This window comes from Streptosporangium sp. CA-115845 (genome assembly GCF_050943795.1).
Taxonomy (GTDB): Bacteria; Actinomycetota; Actinomycetes; order Streptosporangiales; family Streptosporangiaceae; genus Streptosporangium.
The window spans coordinates 9,387,637-9,411,343 of the sequence record NZ_CP191988.1 but is presented as its reverse complement, the minus strand read 5'-3'; the positions used below and the strand labels follow the sequence as shown (position 1 = coordinate 9,411,343).

Genomic DNA, 23,707 nt, shown 5'->3' with positions numbered 1-23,707 from the left:
CTGACCTGATTTTGAGTTTTGTGTGTTCAAATAGACACTGCACGACCCCCGATCGCCTCGGAGCCATCCGATGGACTCGGGCTCGCCTCCAGCTGCGGGGGAGACGAGTCCGGCATGGTCCGCGGCTGGGATCCGAGGGCTGGGCCCCACCGCTTTACCGAGTTCGCCCCCGTAACCCGGTCAGGCGGTGGGGCCAATTTCGTCTGGAGGGGGTCCCGCCGGGAGGATCGACGGTCTGCTGGAGGCGACGCGTCGGCCGTGTTCGCCGCCACGACCCGGGCGAGCGGTGGCGCCGATCGCGTCTAGAGAGGCATCCTGTCGGGCAGGATCGACCGTATGGGCGACAACGACGGTCTGCTGGAGACGTTGCGAGAGTTGCGGCGACATCTCGACCGTGACCTGTTCCCTCTCGCGATCGGCGACGTGGCGGCTGACCGCCGGGCACTGCGCGAGCTGACCGGCCAGCTCGACGACTACCTCATCCCCAGGCTGAGCGCCATAGACGCCCCGCTGCTCGCCGTCGTCGGCGGCTCCACCGGGGCCGGCAAGTCCACGCTGGTGAACTCCCTGGTCGGTGCGGACGCCTCCGAGCCCGGCGTGCTGCGGCCCACGACGATGGCCCCCACCCTGGTCACCGGTCCCGCCGACCGCGACTGGTTCACCGCCCAGAACATCCTGCCCGGCCTGCCCCGCGTCACCGGGAACGGCAGGGGCGAGCCCGGCACGCTCAGGGTCGTCAGCACCGAGGCGCTCCCGCCGGGACTGGCCCTGCTGGACGCCCCCGACATCGACTCGGTCGTCACCGCCAACCGCGAGCTGGCCGCCCAACTGCTCGCCGCCGCCGACCTGTGGCTGTTCACCACCACCGCCGCCCGGTACGCCGACGAGGTCCCCTGGAGTTTCCTGCGCTCGGCCAGGGAGCGGAGCACGGCCTTGGCCGTCATCCTCTCCCGGGTGCCGCCGGAGGCACTGGGGGTGGTGCGTAAGGACCTGGCCCGGCTGCTGGAGGCCAACGGTCTGGGCGGAACTCAGCTTTTCGAGGTGCCCGAGCTGGTGCTGCCCGAGGAGAACGCCCGGCTGCCACGCCAGGCGGTCCAGCCGATCGCCGACTGGCTCACCGCCATCGCCGCCGACTCCCGTTCCCGCGCCGACGTGGTGCGCCACACCCTGTCCGGTGCGCTGGAGAGCCTCTCCACCCGCGTTCCCGCGCTCGCCGGAGCGGTCGAGCGCCAGCAGGCCGGGGGCGCCGAACTGCGCTCGATGGCGGACGCCGCCTACGCCGTGGGCCTCTCCTCCTTCGACGAGGGCATGCGAGACGGGTCGCTGCTGAGGGGGGAGGTCCTGGCCCGCTGGCAGGACTTCATCGGGACCGGTGACCTGATGCGCTCCCTGGAGAGCCGGGTCGGCCGGCTCAGGGACCGGGTCGTGGCGTTCGTCACCGGGCGGCCCGCGCCGGAGAGCGAGCTGCGGGTCGCGCTGGAGAGTGGGGTGGAGGCACTGATCAAGTCCTCGGCCGACGGTGCCGCCGAGCGCCTGATGGAGTCGTGGTCGTCGCACCCGGCAGGGCGCGCCCTGCTGGAGCGCGAAGGGGTCGCCACCGCGGGGCGTCTCGGCCGGGCCTCCGCGGACCTGCCCGCCAGGGCGCAGGAGGCGGTCAGGGGCTGGCAGTCGTACGTGCTCGACCTGGTCAGAAAGGAGGGGGCGGACAAGCGGACCACCGCCCGCGTCACCTCGTTCGGACTCAACGGCGCCGGGCTGCTGCTGATGCTCGCGGTGTTCGCCTCGACCGGTGGCCTGACCGGCATCGAGGTCGGCATCGCCGGAGGCACCAGCGTGCTCAGCCAGAAGGTCCTGGAGGCCGTCTTCGGCGACCAGGCCGTCCGCACCCTCACCGTCAAGGCCCGCTCCGACCTGCGTGCCCGGGTGGCGATCCTGCTCGGTGCGGACGCCGACCGCTTCATCGCCCTCCTGGACGCCGTCCAGCCCCCGGAGAGCACCGCCCCCGCCCTCCGCGCCACCGCGGACGCGGTACGCGAGCACCTGCGCGAACTGCCCGTCGCGAACCGCCGGACCGCCCTTTCGCCGGGCGCGGCCCCTGAAGGCTCAGCCCCCGAAGGCGCGGGTTCCGCCGCTTCCGCCACGACGGCGCCTGAAGAAGGCTCGGAGACCGTACGCGATTCCCGGCGACGGCCCGACGGCGTCCAGCATCCGGCCGAAAGGCCGGATTTCCCGCACGCGACCGGTGGACCCGGTCATTCACGCTCGCCGGGCGGATCCGACGGTGCTCCACGGGCGGACGGTGAACCTGATTCTCCGCGTCCGCCGGGCGGACCTGATGACGGGGGCCGGCGGGCTCCCGGCGCGGGAGAGGCGGGCGAGGAGTGAAGCTGCTGCGACGGGAGAAGGCGGTCTCGCTGGACGACCGGCTGGCGGCGCTGGCGCGGGCCGCCGACCTGGCCGACGGGCGGCTGGACGCCGAGGCGGTCGCCGCGGCGCGTTCGGTGGTCTCCCGTGCCGGAGTACGGGCAAGCCTGTCGGTCGACCACACCGCGGTCGCGCTGGCCGGAGCCACCGGCAGCGGTAAGTCCTCGCTGTTCAACCTGCTGTCCGGCACCTCGCTCGCCACGGTCGGGGTCACCCGGCCGACCACCTCGACCGCCCAGGCCGCCCTCTGGGAGGGCGGTGGCGCGGGACCGCTGCTCGACTGGCTGGGTGTCCCCCGCCGCCACGAGCTTCTCGACACCTCAGGCTCGGCCGGTGCCACCCCCGAGAGGGATCGCGAGATCCGCTCCGCTGACGTCGCCCAGGAGGAGTTCGCCTCTGGGGAGCACGAGCTTCTCGACGTTCCCGGCTCCGGCGTTTCCGAGGGTGGTCGCGAGATTCGTTCCGCCGGCCCCGTCCCCGCCGCTCCCGTACCCGTCGGTCAGCCGTCCGGGATGGACGGGGAGGCCGCGGGACTGATCCTGCTCGACCTGCCCGACCACGACTCGATCGAGCCTTCGCACCGGCTGGAGGTCGACCGGCTCGTCGAGCTGGTCGACCTGCTGGTCTGGGTGCTCGATCCGCAGAAGTACGCCGACGCGGCGGTCCATGACCGCTACCTCAGGCCGCTGGCCCGGCACCGGGAGGTCATGGTCGTCGTCCTCAACCAGATCGACCGGCTCTCCCCGGCCGCCGCCGAGCGGTGCCTGAAAGACCTCCGGCGGCTCCTCGACGCCGACGGGCTGGCCGGGGTGCCGGTGATCGGGGTCTCCGCCCGCACCGGCGCGGGCATCCCCGAGCTGCGCTCCCTGCTCGCCTCCCGGGTCGCCGGCCGGCGGTCCTGGGCCGCACGCCTCGCCGCCGACACCGGCATGGCCGCCGACGCGCTCGGAGAGGCGTCCAGCGCCACCACTCCGGGAGAGAACCCCTCGATGGACAATCTGGTGAAGCCGCTGAGGGACGCGCTGTCGGAGGCCGCCGGGGTGCCGGCCGTCGTCGAGGCCGTGGCCAGGTCCTACCGGCACCGCTCGGTCGCCGCCACCGGATGGCCGCCCACCCGGTGGATCCGCCGTCTGCGGCCCGACCCGCTCCGTCGCCTCCGCCTGGACGCCACCAGCCGCGTCTCCGGGGAGCCTGGGGAGCAGGGAGACATCGTCGGGAGGACCTCGATCCCGGTGGCGACGGTCGTCCAGCGCTCCCGGATGGACAACGCGATCAGGGAGGCCGCGAGAAGCGCCTCGGCCGGGCTGCCCGCGCCGTGGACGGCGGCCGTGCGGCAGGCGGCGAGGTCACACGGGGACGAGCTGGAGGACGGCCTGGACCGAGCGGTCGCCACCACCTCTCTCGGTGCCGCCCGGCGGCCCCTGTGGTGGCGGCTGGCCGGGCTGGCGCAGTGGCTGGCGCTGGCGACGGTGCTCGCCGGAGGGGCCTGGCTGCTCGCCCTGCTCGCCATCGACTACCTACGACTTCCGCAGCTCTACCTGCCGACCGCGGGAGAGCTGCCCTGGCCGACCACGCTGCTGATCGGGGGTGTCCTGCTCGGCCTGCTGATCGCGCTGCTCTCCCGGGTGGCCTCCTGGCTCGGCGGCCGGCGCCGCGCCCGCAGGGCGGCGAGGGCGCTGCGGGCGAGTGTCGGCCGGGTCGCCCGCGAGCTGGTGCTCGACCCCATGGAGGAGGAGCTGTCCCGATATCACCGCTTTGCCGAAGCGGTCACGCTGGCCCGGAACGGGACTCGCAGGTGAGGTGATCTCTCAGGAGAGAAGGTGCGCTCTGGGGGCGAGCGCCTCCCGGTAGAAGGGGACGGACCCGGAGAAGGGAGATCGGTGTCCGTCACGCAGGAGGCGCTCAGTTGGGTCCTCACCGCAAGGCCGGGCCGGTCGGTGCCGGTCGGGGCGTCAGGTGAGGGACGGATCAGGCGACGAGGTTGACGTAGTACGTGGAGTAGCCGTTCATGTCGATCAGACGGGTGCCCACGCGCCTGGCCGCGGTGCTGCCGATGTTGATGCAGGAGTCGAAGGCGTTCTGATAGACGTACATCGGGCCGTAGGCGCCGGTCCAGACGGCCCCGTTGGCGGCCTCGGCGTAGTAGGCGGCGTAGCGGTTGTTGGTGTTGAGGACGAACGCCTCGCCGCCCGGGTCGATGGCCCACCAGCCCCGGGTGCCCCACTGGCCGTAGTCGCGGCAGCCGTCGGGGCTGTAGAACATGATCGCGACCCACACCTTGGAGCCGTAGCGGTTACGGAAACGCAGCTGCATGTCTACTCCTCCGCTTCCGTGAACCGCAGGGCGAGGGGCCTGTCGTCAAGCGTCTCGCCGGCCACCGGGGGAAGGTGGTCGTCGCTCTTCGCGACGACCGCGACGCGGTCGGCCGCTCCCGGCCGCTCGCTCGTCTCTCCCGTGCTGGCCGCCGTGGCGTCCGCGAACGCCACCCGGGGGTCCGGGGGATGTTCGGTGCCGTTGTCCGGCATGGTTGCTCACCTACATTCGTTTGAGTGCGTAGGGTGATCGAGCAACAACATACAGTCACATTCAAGGTCATGTAAAGAATCGTTTTCATTTCCACGGCGGGGAGGGTGCGGGAACGTCTTCGTGGGGATCTCGGCCTTACCTCGGCGCCCGGCCTGCCGGTGGAGATCGTGGCAGGCGAGGGGGAGGGGGCGGACGGCTACGTCATCGCCTGTTTCGGCGACCCCGGTCTCGACGCCGCCCGCGAGCTCGCCGCAGGGCCGGTGGTCGGGATCGCCGAGTCTGAAGGAGTCGATCCCCAAGCGCCTTTCGGTAAACCTGTCCTTCGACCCGGAAGCGAAGGGCAGGGCGTCGGATGCTCAGGCACCCTCGTAGAGACGAGCCAGGTCAACGAGTTGTACATCCATGCGGGTCTGCGTGACTTCCCGCAGTTGGGGCATGAAGCCGGCGGCGCTGAACAGTAGAAGCCGGGTGCCGGGGGTGGTGCGGTCGTCGCGACGGATGAGCAGCTCCCGGAGACGCTCAAGGCGCTCAAGGTGAGCGCGGCCGATGACGTCGCCGTACTTCGCCTCACCGATCGCGAGGATGACCTCTTTGCCCTCGCTGTCACGGCCGAAGACGACGACGTCGATTTCGTGGCTGTTCCTGGCCGCCGGGTCGGGCAGAACACCGGAGGCGACTCGGGTACGCAGACCGCCGAGGGTTTCGGGGTGGGCATACCAGCGTGTCCAGGTGCGGGCGAGGTGTTCGAAGTGCGGACCGAGGACCTTGCTGCGGAACGCCGTCTGCGAACGGTCCCAGACCTGCTCGGCATAACCGGGACGCTCCAGGTCGGTCCACTCCGGCCTCATGATCGCGTGATAGAAGCTGAGAATGGGTTCGGTGATGCGGTAGGTGGAACGCTTTCCGTGGAAGGCGTCCGGATCCCGGGCGATCATTCCGACGTCTTCCAGAAGCGTCAGGGAATGACTCAGGTCGGTGGACTTGCGGCCAAGGTATCCGGCAATGCCGCCGCGGGTGTGGTTGCCGTTCGCAATCGCTGACAGAACGCCGTGGTACAAGGCGACGTCCCGTAGCTCGGGTTCTTCGGCGAGGAGGAACCGGGCTTCACGGAACAGAGGGCGCCCCGGGTTGAGCACGTTGCGAATCACCCACGGTCCGAAGTCCTCGATGCCGTCAGGGATGTCGCCAAGGGTGAACTCGCGCCGGTAGGCGGGGGTGCCGCCAACGACGGCGTTGACGAGCAGCGCCAGGGCGGGGTCGGAGATGTCCCAGAAATCCCGGGCCAGCCGGTAGTCAAGGGTGGGGACCACCAACTCCAGGCTCGCACGGCCACGAAGCGGCGCGGTTCCCGCGAGCAGCGACCCCATGAAGGACAGTGCCGACCCACACAGCAGGAGCCGTACGGCGCTGCCCTGACGCTGCCCCTGAGGGCCGAGAGCCCGTTGGATCAGGGAGGGAAGCTGCGGCGAGGCCTTGACCAGATAGGGGAACTCGTCAATGACCGCGGGAGTCGGTCCGGCGACGGCGATGGTCATGAGGAACTCGACGGCCTCGTCCCAGTGTGCGAACCTGCGAGGGACCGGCTCGTCGAGATGGCGGGCGAGTGCCGTGCCGAACTGCTGGAGAGACTCGGTCTCGGTCGCCTCGGTCGCGGCGAAGTAGAACCCCCCTGTCGCACGGCAGACCGCGTCCAGCAGGAAGGTTTTGCCTTGACGACGACGTCCGGACACCACGCCCAGCGTCGCCTCAGGCCCCGGGTAGCGGACGAACCGTGACAACTCCGACCACTCGTAGTCACGATCGAACATCCCTGCCGGCTTGTCCATGATCACCTCCATCAATGATGAGGACGTTTATTATAGGTCAACTCATCATCGGTTCTCAGGGATGGGGCAGAGATGAGAGAGCGAGCGGGGCGCCAGGCCGGGGAGGTCTCGCCGCCGCGCACGCCGTCGGTGTCGAAGGCCCTGCCGGGGAACCGTCACCTTCGGCGGGCCCTCGGAGATCTACGCTCGGGGTGCCCCGTACCAGCGCCAGGTGGTCAGACGCGGGCGCCCGGGGAGTTCGGCGCGTCCGGTGGCCCACAGCAGGGTGGGCCAGGGCTCCGTGCTCGTCGGGGCGTCCGGGAAGAGCCGGGCGAGCACCCGCGAGCACAGGCCGGCGGGCGGGGTCCAGGCGAGCCCCAGCCCCTCGGCCAGATCGTGGGTGTGCACCAGGGTCTCCACGATCCCCATCGCGGCGAAGCCCTCCGGGTCCGACGTCCCGTGCACGTGGTGGGCGCGGACCTCCGGCGGTGTCGTACGCACCATGGCGACCAGCAGCGCGCCGCTCGCCTCCAGCACCTGCAACAGCCCGGCCGGCCCCGCCGCCCGGTCCGCGTGGATGGCGTTCGCGGGGCCTTGGGGTCTTCTGCGCTCCCACGCGAAGGGCACGACGCCGTCCAGGGGCGGTGTCCTGGGGCCCAGTTGGGCGGCGTACGAGAAGAGGTCGTCGCTGAGATGCTCGACGGTCTCCCAGCAGTCCCACTCCAGCGAGCCGGCCTTGTCATCCCAGGCCGACGGGGGCGCCTCCCGGAGGACGCCGACAGCGAGCTGAACGGCCAGGTCAAGGTCGTCCGCCGGCACGGGGGAAGATCCGGCTTCGGTTGATCGGTGCATGGCGGGAACGATATCGCCGGCGTCGGGAGTCGGGCTCCGCCGGAGAGCCTTCGGTGAAAGGAGTGGAACCTTCCCCTGGGGGAGGTTCCACACTGAATCTCATGATGAGCATCGGCGAATTCGCGGAGTTGACCGGACTGAGCCTGAAGGCGCTACGTCTCTACGACGAGCAGGGCCTGCTGAAGCCGACCTCGGTAGACCCGTGGTCGCGGCACCGGCGCTACCGCGCCTCCCAGTTCGCGGTGGCGACCCGGCTGAAGGTGTTGCGCGCGGCCGGTGTCCCACTGGCCGACGTCCCGCGGCTTCTGGCCGATCCTGATACGGCCGCTGCGACGCTCGCCGAGCATCGCAGCAGGGTGGTCGCGGAGCGGGAACACCAGGATGAGGCGTTCGAAGTCCTCGGACGGTTGCTGGGCGGTGAGGATCGCCACGATTGGCAGGTGGCGGAACGCCAGGCGCAGCGGCAGCACTGGGCGGGCGTCGTGCTGCGGATGCCGAGGGGTGACGATCTCACAGCAGACGAGGTGGAACGCGCGAACGAGGAGGCCAACGAGGGGTTCGCCGCGCTGTGGCGGGCCCTGGCGGAGATCGGCAACGCGCCGACCGGCCCGTTCTGGTCGACGTTCCGGGCCACACCCGGCAGTGACACGGCGATCGAGATGATGTGTTGCTGGCCTGTTGCCCAGCCGCTGCCCGCCGGATTCTCGGTGCCGGAACGGACAGTCGAGACCGGCACCGTCGAGGCGGCGCTCGAACTGGTGGTGCGCTGGCGATTCGAGGAGCCGGTGATGATGATCGACGGCGCCGCGCACCCGGCCGTGCTCGCACTGCTCGCCGCGGTGGAGGAGCGCGGACTGGACGTGGACCTGTCCCGCCTACGTCAGATCGGGCTGATGGAGCAGGGGGAGAGCGTGGGGATCGAGGTTGTGATCACGGTGGACCCGGAAGTCAGGTGAGTGGTCCCGTGCCGCCGCCACCGCCCGGTCGGCGGGGCGCACATCGGTCCGCAGGGGCAGGCCGCCGATGGTGAAAGGTCCGTCCACCCCGCGATTATGTCGGCCCCGTCATGGTCTGACCGTGCCGGTACGCGGGACCATGCCATCGCTCACCCGGCTTTCGCGCAAGATCGGTGACGAAGAAATACGACACAAGGTGTCGGGTTTTTGGTCGAGCATGGTTTCACCGGTCGGTATCGATGGCGGGCGTGGACCGGGCCCTACGGATAGACAAGGACTTCAATGCGCGAAACGCCAGAAGAGCTCAAAGAGCTTCAGGCCCTCCTCGACGCCTCCCTCTCCCGCTCCACCTCGCACCTCCGCTCGATCATCAGCAGCGAGCGCACCCTGACCGCGGAGCAGCTCACCGGGGTCCTCACCGGCATGTGCACCCTCGCCCTGTCCACCGTGACGGCGAAGGGCGAGCCGCGGATCAGCGGTGTGGACGGGCACTTCCTGCACGGAAAGTGGCACTTCGGCACGGCGCGCAACGCCGCCAAGGCCCGCCACCTCGCCGCCCGCCCCGCCGTCAGCGCCGCGCACATGCGCGGTGAGGAGCTGGGTGTGTTCACGCACGGCACGGTGGAGATCCTCAACCCCCAGGACGGCGAGCCGGCCGCGGACTGGCCGGACCTGCTCGCGTACTTCAAGGACTTCTACGGTGACGACGCCTTCGACTGGGACAAGGACGTGGTCTACTACCGGCTGCATCCGCACTGGACGGCCGTCTACGCGTCCGACGTCGCGAAACTCACCGCGGCGTCCCACCCCTGATCAGCGGCACAGCCCCTAGCGGGACCATGTCCCCTATGTCCGAGCCGGCTGGGTTGCTGTCAGCTTCTCGGTCGTAAACGACCGAGCGTGCAGCTCCTCGCCGTCGATGGGTTCGACGGTTCAGGCCGCGTCGTCGGCAGCGTGACTCACTGCCCAGCCCGCCACACCGCGCGAGGCGATGTTGCGGGCCGCGTTGACGTCGGCGTGCTCAGCGAAACCGCACGACGTGCAGGAGAAGGTGGCCTGATCGGGCCGGTTCCTCTTGTCCAGAATGTGGGTCTAGATCCTCAGCATCGTTCAAGGCGTTGGCGTCATCGCTCAGGCGCACCGCCTGCAGTCCGAGAGCGGCTTCGGCCCCTCGATGCCCAGCACTCTCAACGTCAACACCTTCATCGGCTGTTGACTCCCGGAGGGGGGTGTCATAAGTTTCACACGGCGATACTTCATAGTATCCCACGAAATTTCGTGACTCACGACCCTAGTGATGCCTGCTGAATCACGGCATCACGGTGGGGTGGACAGCCCGCCCAACGTTTCGGCAACGAGCGGGCGCCATGGCCGCGAGTTTAGGAGACAGGAACATGGAGACGGCGATGTCCAACGCGGCACAGCTACCGACCTTCGATCTCAACGAGCCGGGGGCGCAGGACGAGCTCTACGAGCGCTACGCGGACCTGCGCTCCAAGAGCAGGGTGGTCCACAGCGATCGCTTCGGCGGCTACTACATGCTGACGCGATACGAGGACATCAAGGCCGCGCTCACCCAGCCTGACCTGTTCGCATCCGGCCAGGGTGTCACTATTCCCCATTTCGGACTGCCGATCCCGGCCCTTCCCCTGGAGGCGGACCCGCCCGAGCACAAGGCCTTCCGCGCCTTGCTGCTGCCGCTGTTTCGGCCCAGGCAGGTCGCGAAGTTCGGGGAGTACGTCGAGGAGGTCACCGCCGAGCTCATCGACGCCTTCATCGAGCGGGGCGAGGCCGACCTCAAGGCGGAGCTGTGCGAGGTCGTCCCCTCGCGCCTGACCGAACTTTTCCTCGGCCTGCAAGACGGTGAGTGGCAGCGGCTGCGCAGCTTCGGTCCGAGGCTGCTGCAGACCTCCCGGGAGCAACTGCTCGCCGAGAACGAGGAGGTCGCCCGTGAATTGATGTCGTTCTTCCGGGAGGTGCTCGACCGCAAGCGGGCCGACCCCAAGGACGACCTGCTCAGCCTCCTCGTCACCGCGGAGGTGGACGGCGCGCCGCTGGCCCCGGACCAGGTGCTGGGAATGGCGATCCTGGTCGGGGAGGCCGGGCACGCCACCACGATCAGGTCGCTGACGAGCACGTTCTTGATGTTGGGCCTCGACATGGAGCTGCGGCAGCGGCTGATCGACGACCCGGCGCTGATCCCCGCCACGATCAACGAGATTCTCCGGCTCGAAGCGCCGTCGCAGATGTTCGCCCGGACCGTCACCCGGGACTGCGAGTTCGCCGGGCACCGGTTCAAGGCCGGCGACAAGGTCGGAATCCTCTTCGGCAGCGGCAATCGTGACGACAAGGTCTTCGATCGACCGGACGAGGTCGACCTCGAACGCAAGCCCAACCCGCATCTGTCGTTCGGCGTCGGTATCCACCGCTGCGTCGGAGAACCCCTCGCCCGGCTCGAAATGCAGGTCGTCATCGAGCAGGTGTTGCGCCGTCTGCCGGACTACCGGCTGAAGGATCCGGACAATGTCGAGTGGCTCCCCGGGTTCCGCCGGGAGCTGGCCACCCTGCCCGTCACCTTCTCCGCAGGCGCCAGGATGACCGGATGAGAGCGTTCCGTCTGATCAAGCCAGGCGAGCCGCCGGCAGTTGTCGAGGTGCCCACTCCCCGACCGGGACCGGGCGAGGTGCTGGTCAAGGTCGCGGGGGTCGGCGCCTGCCACACTGACATCACCCTGATGGACGCCGAAGCCGGTTTCACGCCCCCGTTGCCCTTCACGCTGGGGCACGAGGTGTCGGGGTGGGTTGCCGAGCTGGGCGAGGGCGTGACCGGGCTCCACGTTGGGCAGCCCGTGCTGGTCTACATCTCGTGGGGGTGCGGACGCTGCATCCGCTGCGCGAGCGGACTGGATCACTGGTGCTTCAACGGGGCGAACCTGGCCGGGATCGGCCGCGACGGGGGGCTGGCCGACTATCAGCTCGTCCCCGACGCGCGCTACGTCGTCCCGCTGCCAGAGAACCTTGACGTGTTCGAGGCCGCTCCGTTGGCGGACGCCGGTCTGACGCCGTACCACGCGATTCGCCGCTCCGCACACAAGCTGGTGTCGCCGATGTCGACGCTCGTGGTCGTCGGCGTCGGAGGGCTCGGGCACCTGGCGGTCCAGATCGCGCGGGCGACCTCGGCCGCCACCGTTGTCGCCGTCGACATCAGCCAGGACAAGCTCGAGTTCGCGCGCAAGCTCGGTGCCCACCACGCGATCCTGGCAGGGCCCCACGCCGCGGCGGCGGTGAAGGAGATGACTGCGGGCCGTGGTGCCGACCTCGTCGTGGACTTCGTCGGGAGCGACGCCAGCGGCGCGTTCTGCGCCGCCGCGGCGGGAAGTATGGCCGAGATCACGCTCATCGGTGGTGCAGGCGGATCGATAACCGTCGATCATCGCTCGCTGCAGCGCGACACCTCGGTCACCCGCTCCGGGATGGGGTCCATTCCCGACCTGCACGAGGTCGTCGCGCTGGCAGCGTCAGGAGCGATTGGAGTCGAGGTCGATAAGTACCCCTTCGCCGAAGTGGACGCCGTCTACGATCGACTCAGGAACGGCCAGGTCAAGGGGCGCGCGGTCATCACACTGGACTGACACGGGACGGAGCCGGGTCCACCGCTCCGGCGAGTGTTCGCGGGGGCGGCGATCGCAGCAGCCCACTACACGACGCGCGGACACCTCCATCCTGGGACCGGGACGAGCCGTGACGTGGTCGCAAACTCCTATCGACACAGCAGCCACTCCCCGGAGCACGGCCTCGCGAAAGGACCGGCTTGTGACCTCGACCACGAGTCCGGCCCGGGACCTTCGCACCCTGGACTTGTACGACCCGGAGGTGGAGTGCTACCAGGTGCGCGCACCAGGACCGGGTCACCAAGAGCGACCGCTTCGGCGGCTACTACATACTCAACCGCAATGAGGACAGGCTCGAGAAAGGGCGCGGGATGTCGGACGCGAAGTTGACGATGACGATCGGGGGCCGGGCCGTACGGACACCGCGCTCGCTTCCGGTCGTGGACCCGTCGACGGGGGAGGTGGCCGCACACGCCCCCGCCGCGGAGGCGGAGCACGTCGAAGACGTCATGTCGGCGATGGCGGCGGCGCAGCCCGGGTGGGCTGCCGAGTCAGTGGACGCCCGGGCACAGATGATGCGTCAGGGCGCTGACGCGGTCGCCGCCTCGATTGACGAGATCGCCCGGCTTTCGACCCTTGAGCTCGGCGCTCCGCTGGCCTTCTCCAAGGGGCTGGTGATGGGCGTGATCTCCGCCCTGCGGTACTTCGCCGACCTCAAAGTAGCCGGCGAAGTCCTCAGCGACGGTGAGACCGAGCGAGTGGAGGTGTTGCGGCGTCCGGTGGGGCCGGTCGTTGCGATCACCCCGTGGAACGTTCCCGCGTACATGATGGGCCTCAAAATCGGCCCAGCGCTAGCGGCCGGCAACTGCGTGGTGGTCAAGCCGTCGCCCTACACCCCACTCGCCACGCTCCGTGTCGGGGAGATATTGCGCGAGGTGTTCCCGGCAGGGGTGCTGAACGTCGTGTCGGGCACCGACGAACTCGGGCCCATGCTGGTCGGCCACCCCGTCCCGCGGAAGATCACCTTTACCGGTTCGATTCCCACCGGGAAGGCGATCGCCGCGGCCGCCGCCAAGGACCTCAAGCGGGTGACCCTCGAACTGGGCGGCAACGACCCGGCGATCCTGCTCGACGATGTCGATGTCGAGGCGATTGCACCGAAGCTCTTCTGGGCCGCATTCACCAACTCCGGGCAGGTCTGCATCGCGATCAAGCGCATCTACGTCCCTGCGCACCTGCACGACGCCCTCGTCGACGCCCTCGTCGAACTCGTCCCATCGGTGAAGCTCGGGTCAGGGCTGGACGAGAGCACCAACATGGGGCCACTGCAGAACCGCGCGCAGCTCGACTTCGTGTCCGCGCTCGTCGAGGACGCGAACACCAAAGGTGCCACGGTGGCCGCCGGCGGCCGGCCCGAGAACCGGCCAGGCTACTTCTACCCGCCCACCATCATCGCCAACGCCGCCGCAGGGATGCGCGTCGTCGACGAAGAGCAGTTCGGGCCGGTCCTTCCGTTGGTCCCCTACGCCGACCTTGACGAGGCCGTCACCCAGGCCGACCACGGCTACTTCGGCCTCGGCGCCTCGGTGTGGAGTGCGGACCTCGACCGTGCCAACGCAGTCGCCGACCGGTTGGAGGCCGGGCAGGTGTGGGTCAACACCCACCAGTCCACGCTCGGCTTCTCCCAGCCGCTTACCGGCGTCAAGCACAGTGGCCTCGGGGTGGAAAAGGGCCGCTGGGGTCTCGAGACCTTCACCGAGGTGCAGACTCGCTACGTATCGCGGGCCTGACGTTCTGGAACAGGTTCTCATCTTGATCATTAACCTGCACCCTCGGTCGGCTCTGTGAGCCGGCCGGGGGTGTTGCCGATGTTCTGCACTGTGAAGCTCTCAATCGATTCCCGGTCTGTGCAACGCGCCTGCACCATGCTCGGGACATGAGCAACGAGCTTCCCGCCGACCTGCTCGCCGAGGCCGGGCAGTGGATTGCCGAGACCGGTCAGGGCATCACGCCTGCCGAGTACATCGCTCAGGCTGTTCACCGGCAGATGCAGCAGGATTACCGGGCTGCCAAGGAGCGAGAGGCGCGTCGGGTCGAGGCTATCCGCACTTCCAATCCCGAGGGGTTCGCGGCTGGTGAGCGTCGAGCCGAGGAACTGGTCGCCAAGTACTCCAGCCAGAACACGGTGTGAGTGACAGGTTCATCCTGAACCCTCTGCTGTGGGCGATGCGGATACCGCTCCGCACCCAGCCGTACGGCGGTGAAGACACGCCGTTCTGAACCTGCGACCGGGCGGGTCGCACTCTGACGGGCCGGGCGTGTGACGCGAGAATATCACCTACGTCCTATTCATACCCGACAGTCCCCCTTACGGCTTAAATGACGAATTTGCTAGTTAGCGCAGGTATGGCGTCTCTTGTTAAGGCCGCTTAACGGATTCTCTTTGACCCACTCTTTGCCTTAGGTAAGGTTTGTCCGGAAAGCGTGAGGCTGCTGTTTCCTCAGTGGTCGAGAACTACCCGCGAGACCGGGAGCAGGGCGATATGCGAGCCCTCGCTGGAAAAAGCTTGCCCCGGGTCGCATGCAGAGCAGTGGCGATACCCGGGGCGTACGTGAGCCAGCATAACTCACTCCCGGTCACGGCGGGAGATGCACGATGAATCGTGATGAAGCAAAGCGGATCGCGGACCTGCTTTCCCCGGCTCGCCTGGGGCCTTACCTGGCCGCATCAGGTGGGGATCTGGAGGTCGGGCTCCGGCTCTACGCGTGGAACCTGGAGGCGGGGTGCGCCTTCTCGGGTGCGCTGCAGTTCCTTGAGGTCGTGCTGCGTAACGCCATGGACAGTCGGCTTGCCGCACACTACAGGCGCCGTGATTGGTGGAACGAGCCCAGCCTTGTCCTGGCTGACTATGCGCGTCGTGCCGTCGACAAAGCAGAGAGTGCAGTGCGGCAGCGTGGGCAGTTCGTAGCGGACGACATCGTGACGGAGCTTTCGTTCGGTGTCTGGGTGTCGCTCCTGTCTCGCCGGAGCAACTACTACACGCAGCTGTGGTGGCCGGCGCTGAGGCACGAGTTCTCCGGCTACTCCGCTCAGGCACCCGCTGCTCTGCACAACGATCTTTCTCACCTGTGTCAGCTGCGTAATCGGGTGGCGCACTGTGAGCCGATCCATCACCGGCACCTGACGAAGGACTTCGAGAGCCTGCTGGGAGTGCTGGAGGCGATCTCGCCGGAGGCCGCCATGTGCCTGAAGAGGTTCAGTCGGATTCCGGAGGTCCTGGACCGCAAAGCGGGTGTTCTGGACGGCAGCCTGCTCCCTCGGATCTGAGGAGGCCGCTGCATGGGCGTGAAGCTCACGATGGGGGACATCGCAGAGCTTGCCGGGGTCACGCGGCCGGCGGTGAGTAACTGGCGGCGCCGCTATGAGGATTTCCCCCCGCCGGTGGAAGAAAACGTTCCACAGCCGCTGTTCGACTCCACACGAGTGAACACATGGCTCGACTCCCTGCCTCTCCGCGCGACGGAGAAACTGGACGGACACGAGACCTACGGGGAACGGTTCCGGGAGCGATTACGGCTCCGCACGATTTCGGAACTACGGGGAACCCTTCCCGGTGATGACTTGGTGGCGAGAGGGATCGCTCTGGCGGCGGTCACCGCGATCTTGAGGGAGCCGTTCGGAGCGATCCCCTATCACCAGATCAGCCAGAAAAGGCCGGATTTGGTGAACCTGTTTAAGGACCCGCTTGGTGGGTTGGACACCGAGAAGGATCGGTTGTCCGAGATCGTGGCAGAGATGCTCCAGGAGGCTTCGCCGGTCGATGTAGCGGACCGGCTGCTTGAGCAAGCCGACCGGGTCGGCTCCACGATTCGTGCCAGGACTACTCCGCAGCAGGTCAGTGAGTTGATCGCGGCCATCTCAGCGGAGAAACCGTGGCGATCGATATACGACCCGGCGGCTGGTTTCGGGACTCTGCTACGACGACTATTGCGGGGGTCCTCACTGAAGGCTTCAGAGATATTTGCGGCCGACGAGGACATGTTCGCATTGCGGTTGTTAAGGCTGAGTCTTCTCGCGGAGAATCGCGAGGTCACCGCACACTGTCAAAACTCGTTCACAGCCAACGGCATCAAGGCCGACCTCGTTATCTTGGATTCTCCGGTTGTGGCCGGAGATGACAACAGGCAGGAGCTGCCGGATCCGTTCCGCTGGGTGCGACTAGCCCACCGGCATCTCAACCCCGGGGGGCGAGCCCTGGTTGTAGTGCCTGCCTGGGCGCTGAAGAAAACCAGAGCACGCGACAGAAAAGCCAAGTTGCGCGCGGAGCTCACACAGAAAGGCTTGATTCGTGCGGTAGTACGTTTTCCGCCTCGGGTGCACTCGTTCCATGTGGCCGCGGAGCTGGCGCTGGTTGTGGTCGACCAGCAGCCGGATCCGGAACGGCGGGTGTTGCTGGTGGAAGCCGGCACTCTGGCCCGCTCATACGGTGTCGGTTGGATTGCCGAGGTCGCGTCCTTGCTGCGGGATCCGCCGACGGAGCCTGGAAAAGGGATCGCCTGGGTACGGGCCGCCGACTGCGACGATCGGAGATCGCTTCTTCCTGAGCCGAGTATGGCAGAGCCGCCGACAGAGAATACTGCGGCCGATCTGCTCGATGCGCAGCACCGCCTGGCCCGGCTGTTCCCCGACGATCAGGAGTTCCAAAGGATGCCGGTCGTCACCAACCGGGCGGAGAGGGTGTTCCGTGAACTTGGGACGTACAAGAGGTCGAAGCAACTCGTCCTGATCCCCGGTCATCGGATTGCCTCTCGCTACGTGGGCCAGGGCAGCACACCACTTGTGGGAGTTGAGGAACTTCGTAACCTGCGGCGGATCGGTGACCGGACCGTTGACGAACTGGCCCTGGGGATTGATCTCGGAGGGTACGAGGCGGTCAGGTTGACACTGCCGGGTGACGTGATCGTGCTGTCGATCGACCAGATCCACGCCTATGTCGATGTCGAGGGGGACAAGGTCGTGGAGGCTCCCGCGCAGGTGCTTCGGATCAGCAGAAGGAAACGAGAGGACAGGACGACCGAGGAACCCCGGTGGATGACGCCCAGGGTGCTCGCGGCGTTGCTGATGGCGATCGGGGTTCCGGAACACGCCACAGGGCCACTGGTCAGACGCGTTAACCTGGCAGAACTGAGATTGCCCGAACTGACCCCCGACGAAGTGGCGACGCTGGACAGCGTGCTCAGGCAGGTCGAGGAACGTGAAACCGGACTTCGATTCAGGCTCGCGGCACTGCGAAGCTTCGAGACCGCGCTCATGACCGGGGTCGCGGACGGCTCCCTGCGGGTGATCGGGGAGTCGGTCGATGACAGTTGAAAGGGACCACGTGGCACCACCACGCAGGAGCGACTCGGCCGCGCCCGCCGATATCAAGGACGTCCTGTGGAAGGCTGCGGACAAGCTGCGCGGCAGCATGGACGCCGCCGAGTACAAGCACTTCGTGCTCGGGTTGGTCTTCCTGAAGTACGTCTCGGACGCGTTCGCCGAGCGCCGCGACGCGATAGCGGAGGAACTGGCCGCTGACGGTATCGAGGGGGATGCGGCGGAGCGGCTGCTCGACGATCCCGACAGCTATATGAGCGAAGGTGTCTTCTACGTTCCCGAGCCCGCCCGTTATGACCAGGTGGCGGCCAGGGCTAAGACGCCACCGGGTGGGATGACGGTCGGTGAGGTCATCGACAGCGCCATGGCCGCGATCGAGAAGAGGAACCTGGAGCTTGAGGGCGTCCTTCCGAAGATCTTCAACCGGACCGAGGTGGATCAGCGGCGCCTGGGCGAGCTGATCGATCTCATCGGCCGGATCGGTTTCCGCGACGAGGCTAAGAAAGCCCGCGACCTGCTCGGCGAGACCTACGAATACTTCCTGGAGAGGTTCGCCAAGGCCGAGGGTAAACGGGGCGGTGAGTTCTACACTCCGGCCAGCGTGGTGAAGCTCCTGGTGGAGGTCCTGGAACCGCAGCCCGGTGAGCGGGTGTACGACCCAGCCTGCGGCTCCGGCGGCATGTTCGTCCAGGCCGAGAAGTTCATCGAGTCCCATGGCGGCCGTGCCTTCGACATCTCGGTTTTCGGCCAGGAGCTCAACCAGAACACCTGGCGGCTGGCCAAGATGAACCTCGCTATCCACGGCATCGGCGCCAATCTCGGCTCCGAGTGGGGCGACACCTTCCACAACGACCGTCACCCCGACCTACGGGCCGATGTGGTCATGGCCAACCCGCCTTTCAACGTTTCCGACTGGGGTGGCGAACTTCTTGGTATGGATCCTCGGTGGAAGTACGGCGTACCGCCGATCGGCAACGCCAACTTCGCCTGGCTTCAGCACATGGCGGCCAAACTCTCCCCACGTGGCCGAGCCGGGATCGTTCTGGCCAACGGGTCGATGTCGTCCAAACAGTCGGGCGAGGGCGATATTCGCCGTGCCATGATCGAGGCTGATCTAGTCTCCTGCATGATCGCCCTGCCTCCACAGTTGTTTCGCAGTACGCAGATCCCGGCTTGCCTGTGGTTCCTCGCGCGAGATAAGGGACCGACGCGCGGTCTGGCGGACCGGCGCGGTGAGGTGCTCTTCATCGATGCTCGCGACATGGGTGTGATGGAGAACCGGACCGAGCGGGTGCTGACCGAGGAGGAACTCGCCGAGATCGCCGGGGCTTATCGCGCTTGGCGGGGAACGTCCAAGGATCTCTACGTCGACGACGCGGGCTTCTGCTACTCGGCGAATCTCGATGAGATCAAGCAGAACGACTATATTCTCAACCCCGGTCGTTATGTGGGCGCGACCGTTGTCGCAGAGGACATTGAACCTATCGCAGATAAAATCTTCCGATTGACCAAAAAGCTCTTCTCTGACTTTGAGGAATCGGCTCATCTTGAATCTGAGGTTCGCGCTCAGCTCGGGAGGGTTGATGTCTGACTGGCCGACGCGAACTCTTCGAGACCTGATTGCCATCAAGCATGGTTATGCTTTTAAAGGCGAATATTTTTCTGACACTGGTCCTGGGCCGTTACTTGTGACGCCTGGAAATTTCTCCATCGGAGGCGGATTTAAGAATTCCAAGCAAAAATTCTACACAGGTCCGATTCCAGAAGGATTTTTGCTGTCATCTGGTGATCTCATGGTGACGATGACCGACTTGAGTAAGTTTGGAGACACTCTAGGATATCCAGCCCTGGTTCCTGCCGATGCAGACTATCTACATAATCAGCGAATCGGTTTGGTTTCAATTTCCAATCCAAATTTAATCAAAAAGGAGTTCTTGTACTATTTGCTATGTGCCTCGAACTATCGTCAGCATGTAATCGCTGGTGCATCGGGTAGCACTGTAAGGCATACAAGTCCTGATCGTATTCGCGACTTCTCCTTTTCCTGTCCTGGAATCCAAGAGCAGGTAGCCATCGCTCGGGTCTTGAGGGTTTTGGACGATAAGATCGTGGTCAATGAGCGCATCACGGTAGCTGCACTTGAGTTGGCTGAAGCGTACTTCCTTGAAGTTTCGATCTCTTCCGAGCGTAAATCCTCTTCGATTGGTGACCTTGTCGCAGCAGGTTCGGTCGATTTTGGTGATGGGTATCGAACTAAGAGATCTGAGCATGGAAGGCCTGGTATTCCTATTCTTCGGGTCGCCGAAGTTCTTGATGGGCGTATAGAGGCTAAGTTTGAAGACTTCGTTCATGAGGACTATCGGAAATCCATGCAGAAAAAGACCTCCCGGCCAGGCGATATCGTCTTGACGACGAAGGGTACGGTTGGCAGGGTAGCTGTGGTCGGAGCTGATGATCCTGAGTTCGTGTATAGTCCACAGCTTTGCTACTTCCGCGTATATCCCTCTGCGCCGTTCTCTCCCAGCTACTTTCATCTTTGGCTCCGGAGCGACGAGTTTCGTCGTCAAGCTGCGCAAATGAAGGGGCAGACGGATATGGCTGACTATCTCAGTATTGGAGATATCAAACGTCTACGGATTTCTTTTCCAGATCACGCGCGGGGCTCTCAGGTGACAGCCGTTCTTCATCAGCTGGAAGGGCTCATGGACAGTCGTCTTCGCGAGAACCGTACATTGGCTGAGCTCAGAGACACCCTGTTGCCGAAGCTGATCTCGGGCGAGATCAAGATTAAGGACGCGGAGAAGGATGTAGAGAACGTCATCTGACGGCGGGAACCGTGCGGGAAAGTGTCGGTTTCGGGATATATGTTGATTAAACGAGGTATCGGGGGCCAGTAGCGTAGGGAATGAGGGCGCGATGGGGAAGCCGGGCTGGGCTCCGATGGAGGAGGACTGGGAAGCGTACGCTCTCGAATGGCTGGGAGAGTGGGGGTGGGAGCCACTCAGGGGAACTCAGATCGCGCCGGAGAAAGGGCAGCGGCCGAGCTGGGACGAGCTGGTCATCGTGCCCCGGCTCCGGGACGCCATCGAGCGCATCAACCCCGATCTCCCTCAGAAGGCCGTGAACGACGCGGTCAATCAGGTGCTCCGCAGGGAGACGCAACGCGCGTTCAGCGCGAACAAGGCCATACACGAGAAGTTGACCCGTGGAGTGACCGTCTCCTACCGCGACGAGCGCGGCCAGGAGCAGAACCGGACCGCCTGGCTGCTGGACTTCGAAAACGTCAACGTCAACGAGTTCGTCGCGGTCAACCAGGTCACACTCAAGCACGACCGGCGAGAACGACGTTTTGACATTGTCTGCTACGTCAACGGCCTGCCACTCGCGATCTTCGAGTTGAAGCGAGCCGACGACCCCTACGGCACCACCGAAACCGCCTACAACCAGCTCCAGACCTATGTGCGCGAGTTCGGCCCGGTGGGCTTCGCCGTACCGGCGATCGTGGTGGCGAGTGACGGGGTCTCCGCCCGGTACGGTACGCCGTTCACGCCGTGGGAACACATGGCGCCCTGGGATGTGGACGAGCAAGGGGAACCGGTCCGGATCGCTCATGGGACCGCGCTGGAGGTGCTGATCTCGGGGTTGTTCGACCCGCCGCGCTTCATCGACATCCTGGCGAACTTCGTGTCGTTTTCCAGGAAGGGCAACGGACTCAAGCGGCTGGCGAAGGCTCACCAGTTCTACGCGGTCAACACGGCGGTGGCCAAGACGCTGGTCGCCGCAGCCAAGGATGGGCGCGCCGGGGTGGTCTGGCACACCCAGGGGTCGGGCAAGAGCCTGGCGATGGAGTTCTACACCGCGAAGATGCTCCGGCAGCCGGCGCTTGGCAATCCCACGATCGTCCTTCTCACCGACCGGACGGATCTGGACAACCAACTGTTCGAGGAGTTCGCCGCGAGCGAGCTGTTGGGCGAGGCCCCGATCCGGGTGAGTTCGCGTGAGGCACTTCGAGAGCAGCTAAGGACTCGGCCCACCGGGGGGATCGTCTTCTCCACGTTGCAGAAGTTCAGTCTGACCAAGGACGAACGGAACGCGAAAGTCGAGAATCATCCGATGCTCTCGGACCGGCGTAACGTCGTGGTGATCGTCGATGAGGCCCACCGGAGCCACTACGAGTTGGTAGGCGTCAACGGCCTCGCCAGGAACTTACGACAGGCGCTGCCGCACGCCACCTTCATCGCGTTCACCGGAACCCCGATCGCCACCGCAGACGCCAACACCTATGCGGTTTTCGGACCCGTCATCGATGTCTACGACCTGTCCAGGGCCGTTGACGATGGCGCCACGGTGAAAGTGTTCTACGAGAACCGTCACATCCCGGTTCGCTGGCGAGCTGACGTAGACCCCGATGACCTTGATGAGCGGGTGGACGATCTCACCTCCGACCTGGACGATGAAGAACGCCTCAAGGCACGTCATGCCTTCAGCGTCTACGAGGAGATGATCCAGGCCGACGGGCGCCTCGCCAAGGTCGCCTTCGACATCGTCACTCACTGGAAGCATCGCCGCGCGGAGATGCTCAAGACGACGGGGTTCGCGGGCAAGGGATTGATCGTCGGCTTTTCCCGGGCGGTCTGCGCGGCACTCTACGAAGAGATCATCAAACTGGAGGAGAGCTGGCATCACGATAACGACCTTGAGGGAAAGATCAAGGTCGCTTATACCTCTCGCCCTTCGGACAAATGGCCGGTGTCACGCCATGTTCGTAACGCGGGGCAGCTCAAGGAGATCCAGCGTCGGCTGGTGGATGAGACAGACGAGCTTGAATTGGTCATCGTCCGGGACATGTGGCTGACCGGTTTCGACTCGCCGCCGCTGCACACGCTCTATGTGGACAAGCCGATGCGGGGTGCGGCGCTCATGCAGGCCGTCGCCCGGGTGAACCGCCGCTTCAAGGAGAAGGACGCCGGGCTGGTCGTCGACTATCTCGGCATCGCCGAGAGCCTGACCGAGGCACTGGCCGAATACACATCCGCGGACAGGGAGAATCGCACGATCGGTGACCCGACCTCCACAGCGGTCGATCTGGTCGTGGAGCGACATGGGGTGATCTGCGGGATCCTCTCCGGTTATGACTGGCGAGTGGTCAGGGATTCCGGTGCCCCCCGTGCTCATGTGAACGCGGCGCTCGGAACGGTGGACTACCTCCGTGACCCCGTTCGGGAGGCTCAGGACCTGGAGGCACGACGGGAAACCTTGCCCAAACGGTTCACCCAGGCGTACCGGACGATGTCGCAGGCGCTCACTCTCTGCCCCACCCACGAGCGTGTCGCGCCGCTCATGGCCGACATCCGATTCTTTGATTCGGTCCGCCTCTACATGGCCAAGTTCGACGCGGACTCGCGTAGCTCCCGAGGGCTGGCAACCCCGCAGGACATCGAGATCGCGCTACGGGAACTCGCCGCGCAGGCGCTGGACTTCGGTGAGGTGGTGGACATCTACCAGGCCGCCGGGATCGAGAAACCCGACCTGACGAGGCTGGATGAGGTGTTCGTGGAACGCTTCCGCCAGAGCATGCGCCCAAACCTCGCCATCGAGGCTCTACGACGCCGGATCGAAGAGGAGAATCGGGCAGCCAACCGGCTCAACCTTCTCCGCCAGGGCGAGGTGACATCAAAGATCGAAGAGTTGTTCTCCGCTCGCATCAACGCCGCGATGAAGCGCTACGAGAACCAGGCGCTCGGCTCGGCGGAGATCATTGCCCGGTTGATCGATGTCGCCCGCGAACTCGCCGCCGATCGGGGACGAGCAGATGCAATGGGCCTTAACGAAGCCGAGCTGGCCTTCTACGACGCCGTGGCGGCCAATCAGTCAGCCAAGGAGATTCTTGGGGACGCCAAACTGGTGCTGATCGCCCGCGAACTCGTCAAGGCGATCCGGAGCGACGCCGTCATCGACTGGGAGGAACGGGCTCAGGTCCAGGCCCGGTTACGTAGCAAGGTCAAGCGTCTCCTCGCGAAGTACGGATACCCGCCGGACGACGAGCCCGAGGCCGTCAAACTCGTCCTGCGACAGACGAAGGCCGTGGCGCGGGAGTGGGCCACCACCACTCGTTGAACTTTCACGAGCTCTCCGTCCGGGTGGCCAGAGAGCTCGT

General features: G+C 66.1%; 18 protein-coding genes and 1 pseudogene. 14 read left to right on the top strand and 5 right to left on the bottom strand.

What is annotated here, in order from left to right; translation table 11 throughout:
• The first annotated feature begins 336 nt into the window (after positions 1-336).
• A complete protein-coding gene (locus ACQP0P_RS44690; protein WP_433368368.1) occupies positions 337-2,385 on the top strand; it encodes an ABC transporter in 2,049 nt (682 codons plus the stop codon).
• Positions 2,382-4,223 carry a GTPase gene (locus ACQP0P_RS44685; protein WP_433368365.1) on the top strand — a complete coding sequence of 614 codons (1,842 nt, stop codon included), beginning with the start codon at positions 2,382-2,384 and terminating at the stop codon, positions 4,221-4,223. Before ACQP0P_RS44690 ends, ACQP0P_RS44685 begins: the two co-directional genes overlap by 4 nt.
• A 169-nt stretch (positions 4,224-4,392) precedes the next feature.
• Here the strand turns inward: ACQP0P_RS44685 and ACQP0P_RS44680 are convergent, their stop codons facing one another.
• Positions 4,393-4,737, bottom strand: coding sequence for a DUF1036 domain-containing protein (locus ACQP0P_RS44680; RefSeq protein WP_343974979.1), 345 nt, complete (start codon positions 4,735-4,737; stop codon positions 4,393-4,395).
• A gap of 2 nt (positions 4,738-4,739) precedes the next feature.
• Entirely contained in the window at positions 4,740-4,949 is a 210-nt protein-coding gene (locus ACQP0P_RS44675) for a hypothetical protein (RefSeq protein WP_433368361.1), read from the bottom strand.
• Between the two features lie 165 nt (positions 4,950-5,114).
• Here ACQP0P_RS44675 and ACQP0P_RS44670 point away from each other — a divergent pair.
• Positions 5,115-5,231 (top strand): annotated as a pseudogene (locus ACQP0P_RS44670) (aspartate/glutamate racemase family protein); the annotation flags it as partial.
• 75 nt (positions 5,232-5,306) lie between these two features.
• Here ACQP0P_RS44670 and ACQP0P_RS44665 read toward each other — a convergent pair.
• Both ACQP0P_RS44665 and ACQP0P_RS44660 read right to left on the bottom strand, forming a co-directional pair.
• A complete protein-coding gene (locus tag ACQP0P_RS44665; RefSeq protein ID WP_433368359.1) occupies positions 5,307-6,776 on the bottom strand; it encodes an AAA family ATPase in 1,470 nt (489 codons plus the stop codon).
• Between the two features lie 180 nt (positions 6,777-6,956).
• A complete protein-coding gene (locus ACQP0P_RS44660) occupies positions 6,957-7,607 on the bottom strand; it encodes a hypothetical protein (protein ID WP_433368356.1) in 651 nt (216 codons plus the stop codon).
• 101 nt (positions 7,608-7,708) lie between these two features.
• Here ACQP0P_RS44660 and ACQP0P_RS44655 point away from each other — a divergent pair, with 101 nt between their 5' ends.
• Both ACQP0P_RS44655 and ACQP0P_RS44650 read left to right on the top strand, forming a co-directional pair.
• The gene (locus ACQP0P_RS44655) at positions 7,709-8,563 is read left to right on the top strand and encodes a MerR family transcriptional regulator (RefSeq protein ID WP_433368353.1); all 855 of its coding nucleotides are present in this window, start codon (positions 7,709-7,711) and stop codon (positions 8,561-8,563) included.
• Between the two features lie 282 nt (positions 8,564-8,845).
• Positions 8,846-9,376, top strand: a complete 531-nt coding sequence (locus ACQP0P_RS44650) for a pyridoxamine 5'-phosphate oxidase family protein (RefSeq protein WP_433368350.1) — start codon at positions 8,846-8,848, stop codon at positions 9,374-9,376.
• A 120-nt stretch (positions 9,377-9,496) separates the two neighbouring features.
• Here ACQP0P_RS44650 and ACQP0P_RS44645 read toward each other — a convergent pair whose 3' ends face one another.
• A complete protein-coding gene (locus ACQP0P_RS44645) occupies positions 9,497-9,646 on the bottom strand; it encodes a zinc ribbon domain-containing protein (RefSeq protein ID WP_433382416.1) in 150 nt (49 codons plus the stop codon).
• Between the two features lie 311 nt (positions 9,647-9,957).
• On the opposite strand from ACQP0P_RS44645, the gene ACQP0P_RS44640 reads away from it, so the two are divergent.
• From ACQP0P_RS44640 to ACQP0P_RS44600, 9 genes are all read left to right on the top strand, one after another.
• On the top strand, positions 9,958-11,169 hold the full coding sequence (locus ACQP0P_RS44640) for a cytochrome P450 (protein WP_433368347.1): 1,212 nt from the start codon (positions 9,958-9,960) through the stop codon (positions 11,167-11,169).
• On the top strand, positions 11,166-12,194 hold the full coding sequence (locus ACQP0P_RS44635) for an NAD(P)-dependent alcohol dehydrogenase (RefSeq protein ID WP_433368344.1): 1,029 nt from the start codon (positions 11,166-11,168) through the stop codon (positions 12,192-12,194). Before ACQP0P_RS44640 ends, ACQP0P_RS44635 begins: the two co-directional genes overlap by 4 nt.
• 350 nt (positions 12,195-12,544) lie before the next feature.
• Positions 12,545-13,963 carry an aldehyde dehydrogenase family protein gene (locus ACQP0P_RS44630; RefSeq protein ID WP_433368341.1) on the top strand — a complete coding sequence of 473 codons (1,419 nt, stop codon included), beginning with the start codon at positions 12,545-12,547 and terminating at the stop codon, positions 13,961-13,963.
• A 146-nt stretch (positions 13,964-14,109) separates the two neighbouring features.
• Positions 14,110-14,364 carry a hypothetical protein gene (locus ACQP0P_RS44625; protein ID WP_433368339.1) on the top strand — a complete coding sequence of 85 codons (255 nt, stop codon included), beginning with the start codon at positions 14,110-14,112 and terminating at the stop codon, positions 14,362-14,364.
• Positions 14,365-14,829: 465 nt separating this feature from the next.
• Entirely contained in the window at positions 14,830-15,501 is a 672-nt protein-coding gene (locus ACQP0P_RS44620) for a hypothetical protein (protein ID WP_433368336.1), read from the top strand.
• A 12-nt stretch (positions 15,502-15,513) separates the two neighbouring features.
• On the top strand, positions 15,514-17,544 hold the full coding sequence (locus tag ACQP0P_RS44615; RefSeq protein ID WP_433368333.1) for an N-6 DNA methylase: 2,031 nt from the start codon (positions 15,514-15,516) through the stop codon (positions 17,542-17,544).
• A complete protein-coding gene (locus ACQP0P_RS44610) occupies positions 17,534-19,141 on the top strand; it encodes a type I restriction-modification system subunit M (RefSeq protein WP_433368330.1) in 1,608 nt (535 codons plus the stop codon). Before ACQP0P_RS44615 ends, ACQP0P_RS44610 begins: the two co-directional genes overlap by 11 nt.
• Positions 19,134-20,375 (top strand): restriction endonuclease subunit S, encoded by a 1,242-nt coding sequence (locus tag ACQP0P_RS44605; RefSeq protein WP_433368328.1) that lies wholly within the window; start codon positions 19,134-19,136, stop codon positions 20,373-20,375. The genes ACQP0P_RS44610 and ACQP0P_RS44605 overlap by 8 nt, the downstream gene beginning before the upstream one ends.
• A 91-nt stretch (positions 20,376-20,466) precedes the next feature.
• Entirely contained in the window at positions 20,467-23,667 is a 3,201-nt protein-coding gene (locus tag ACQP0P_RS44600; protein ID WP_433368325.1) for a type I restriction endonuclease subunit R, read from the top strand.
• The last annotated feature ends 40 nt before the right edge of the window (positions 23,668-23,707 follow it).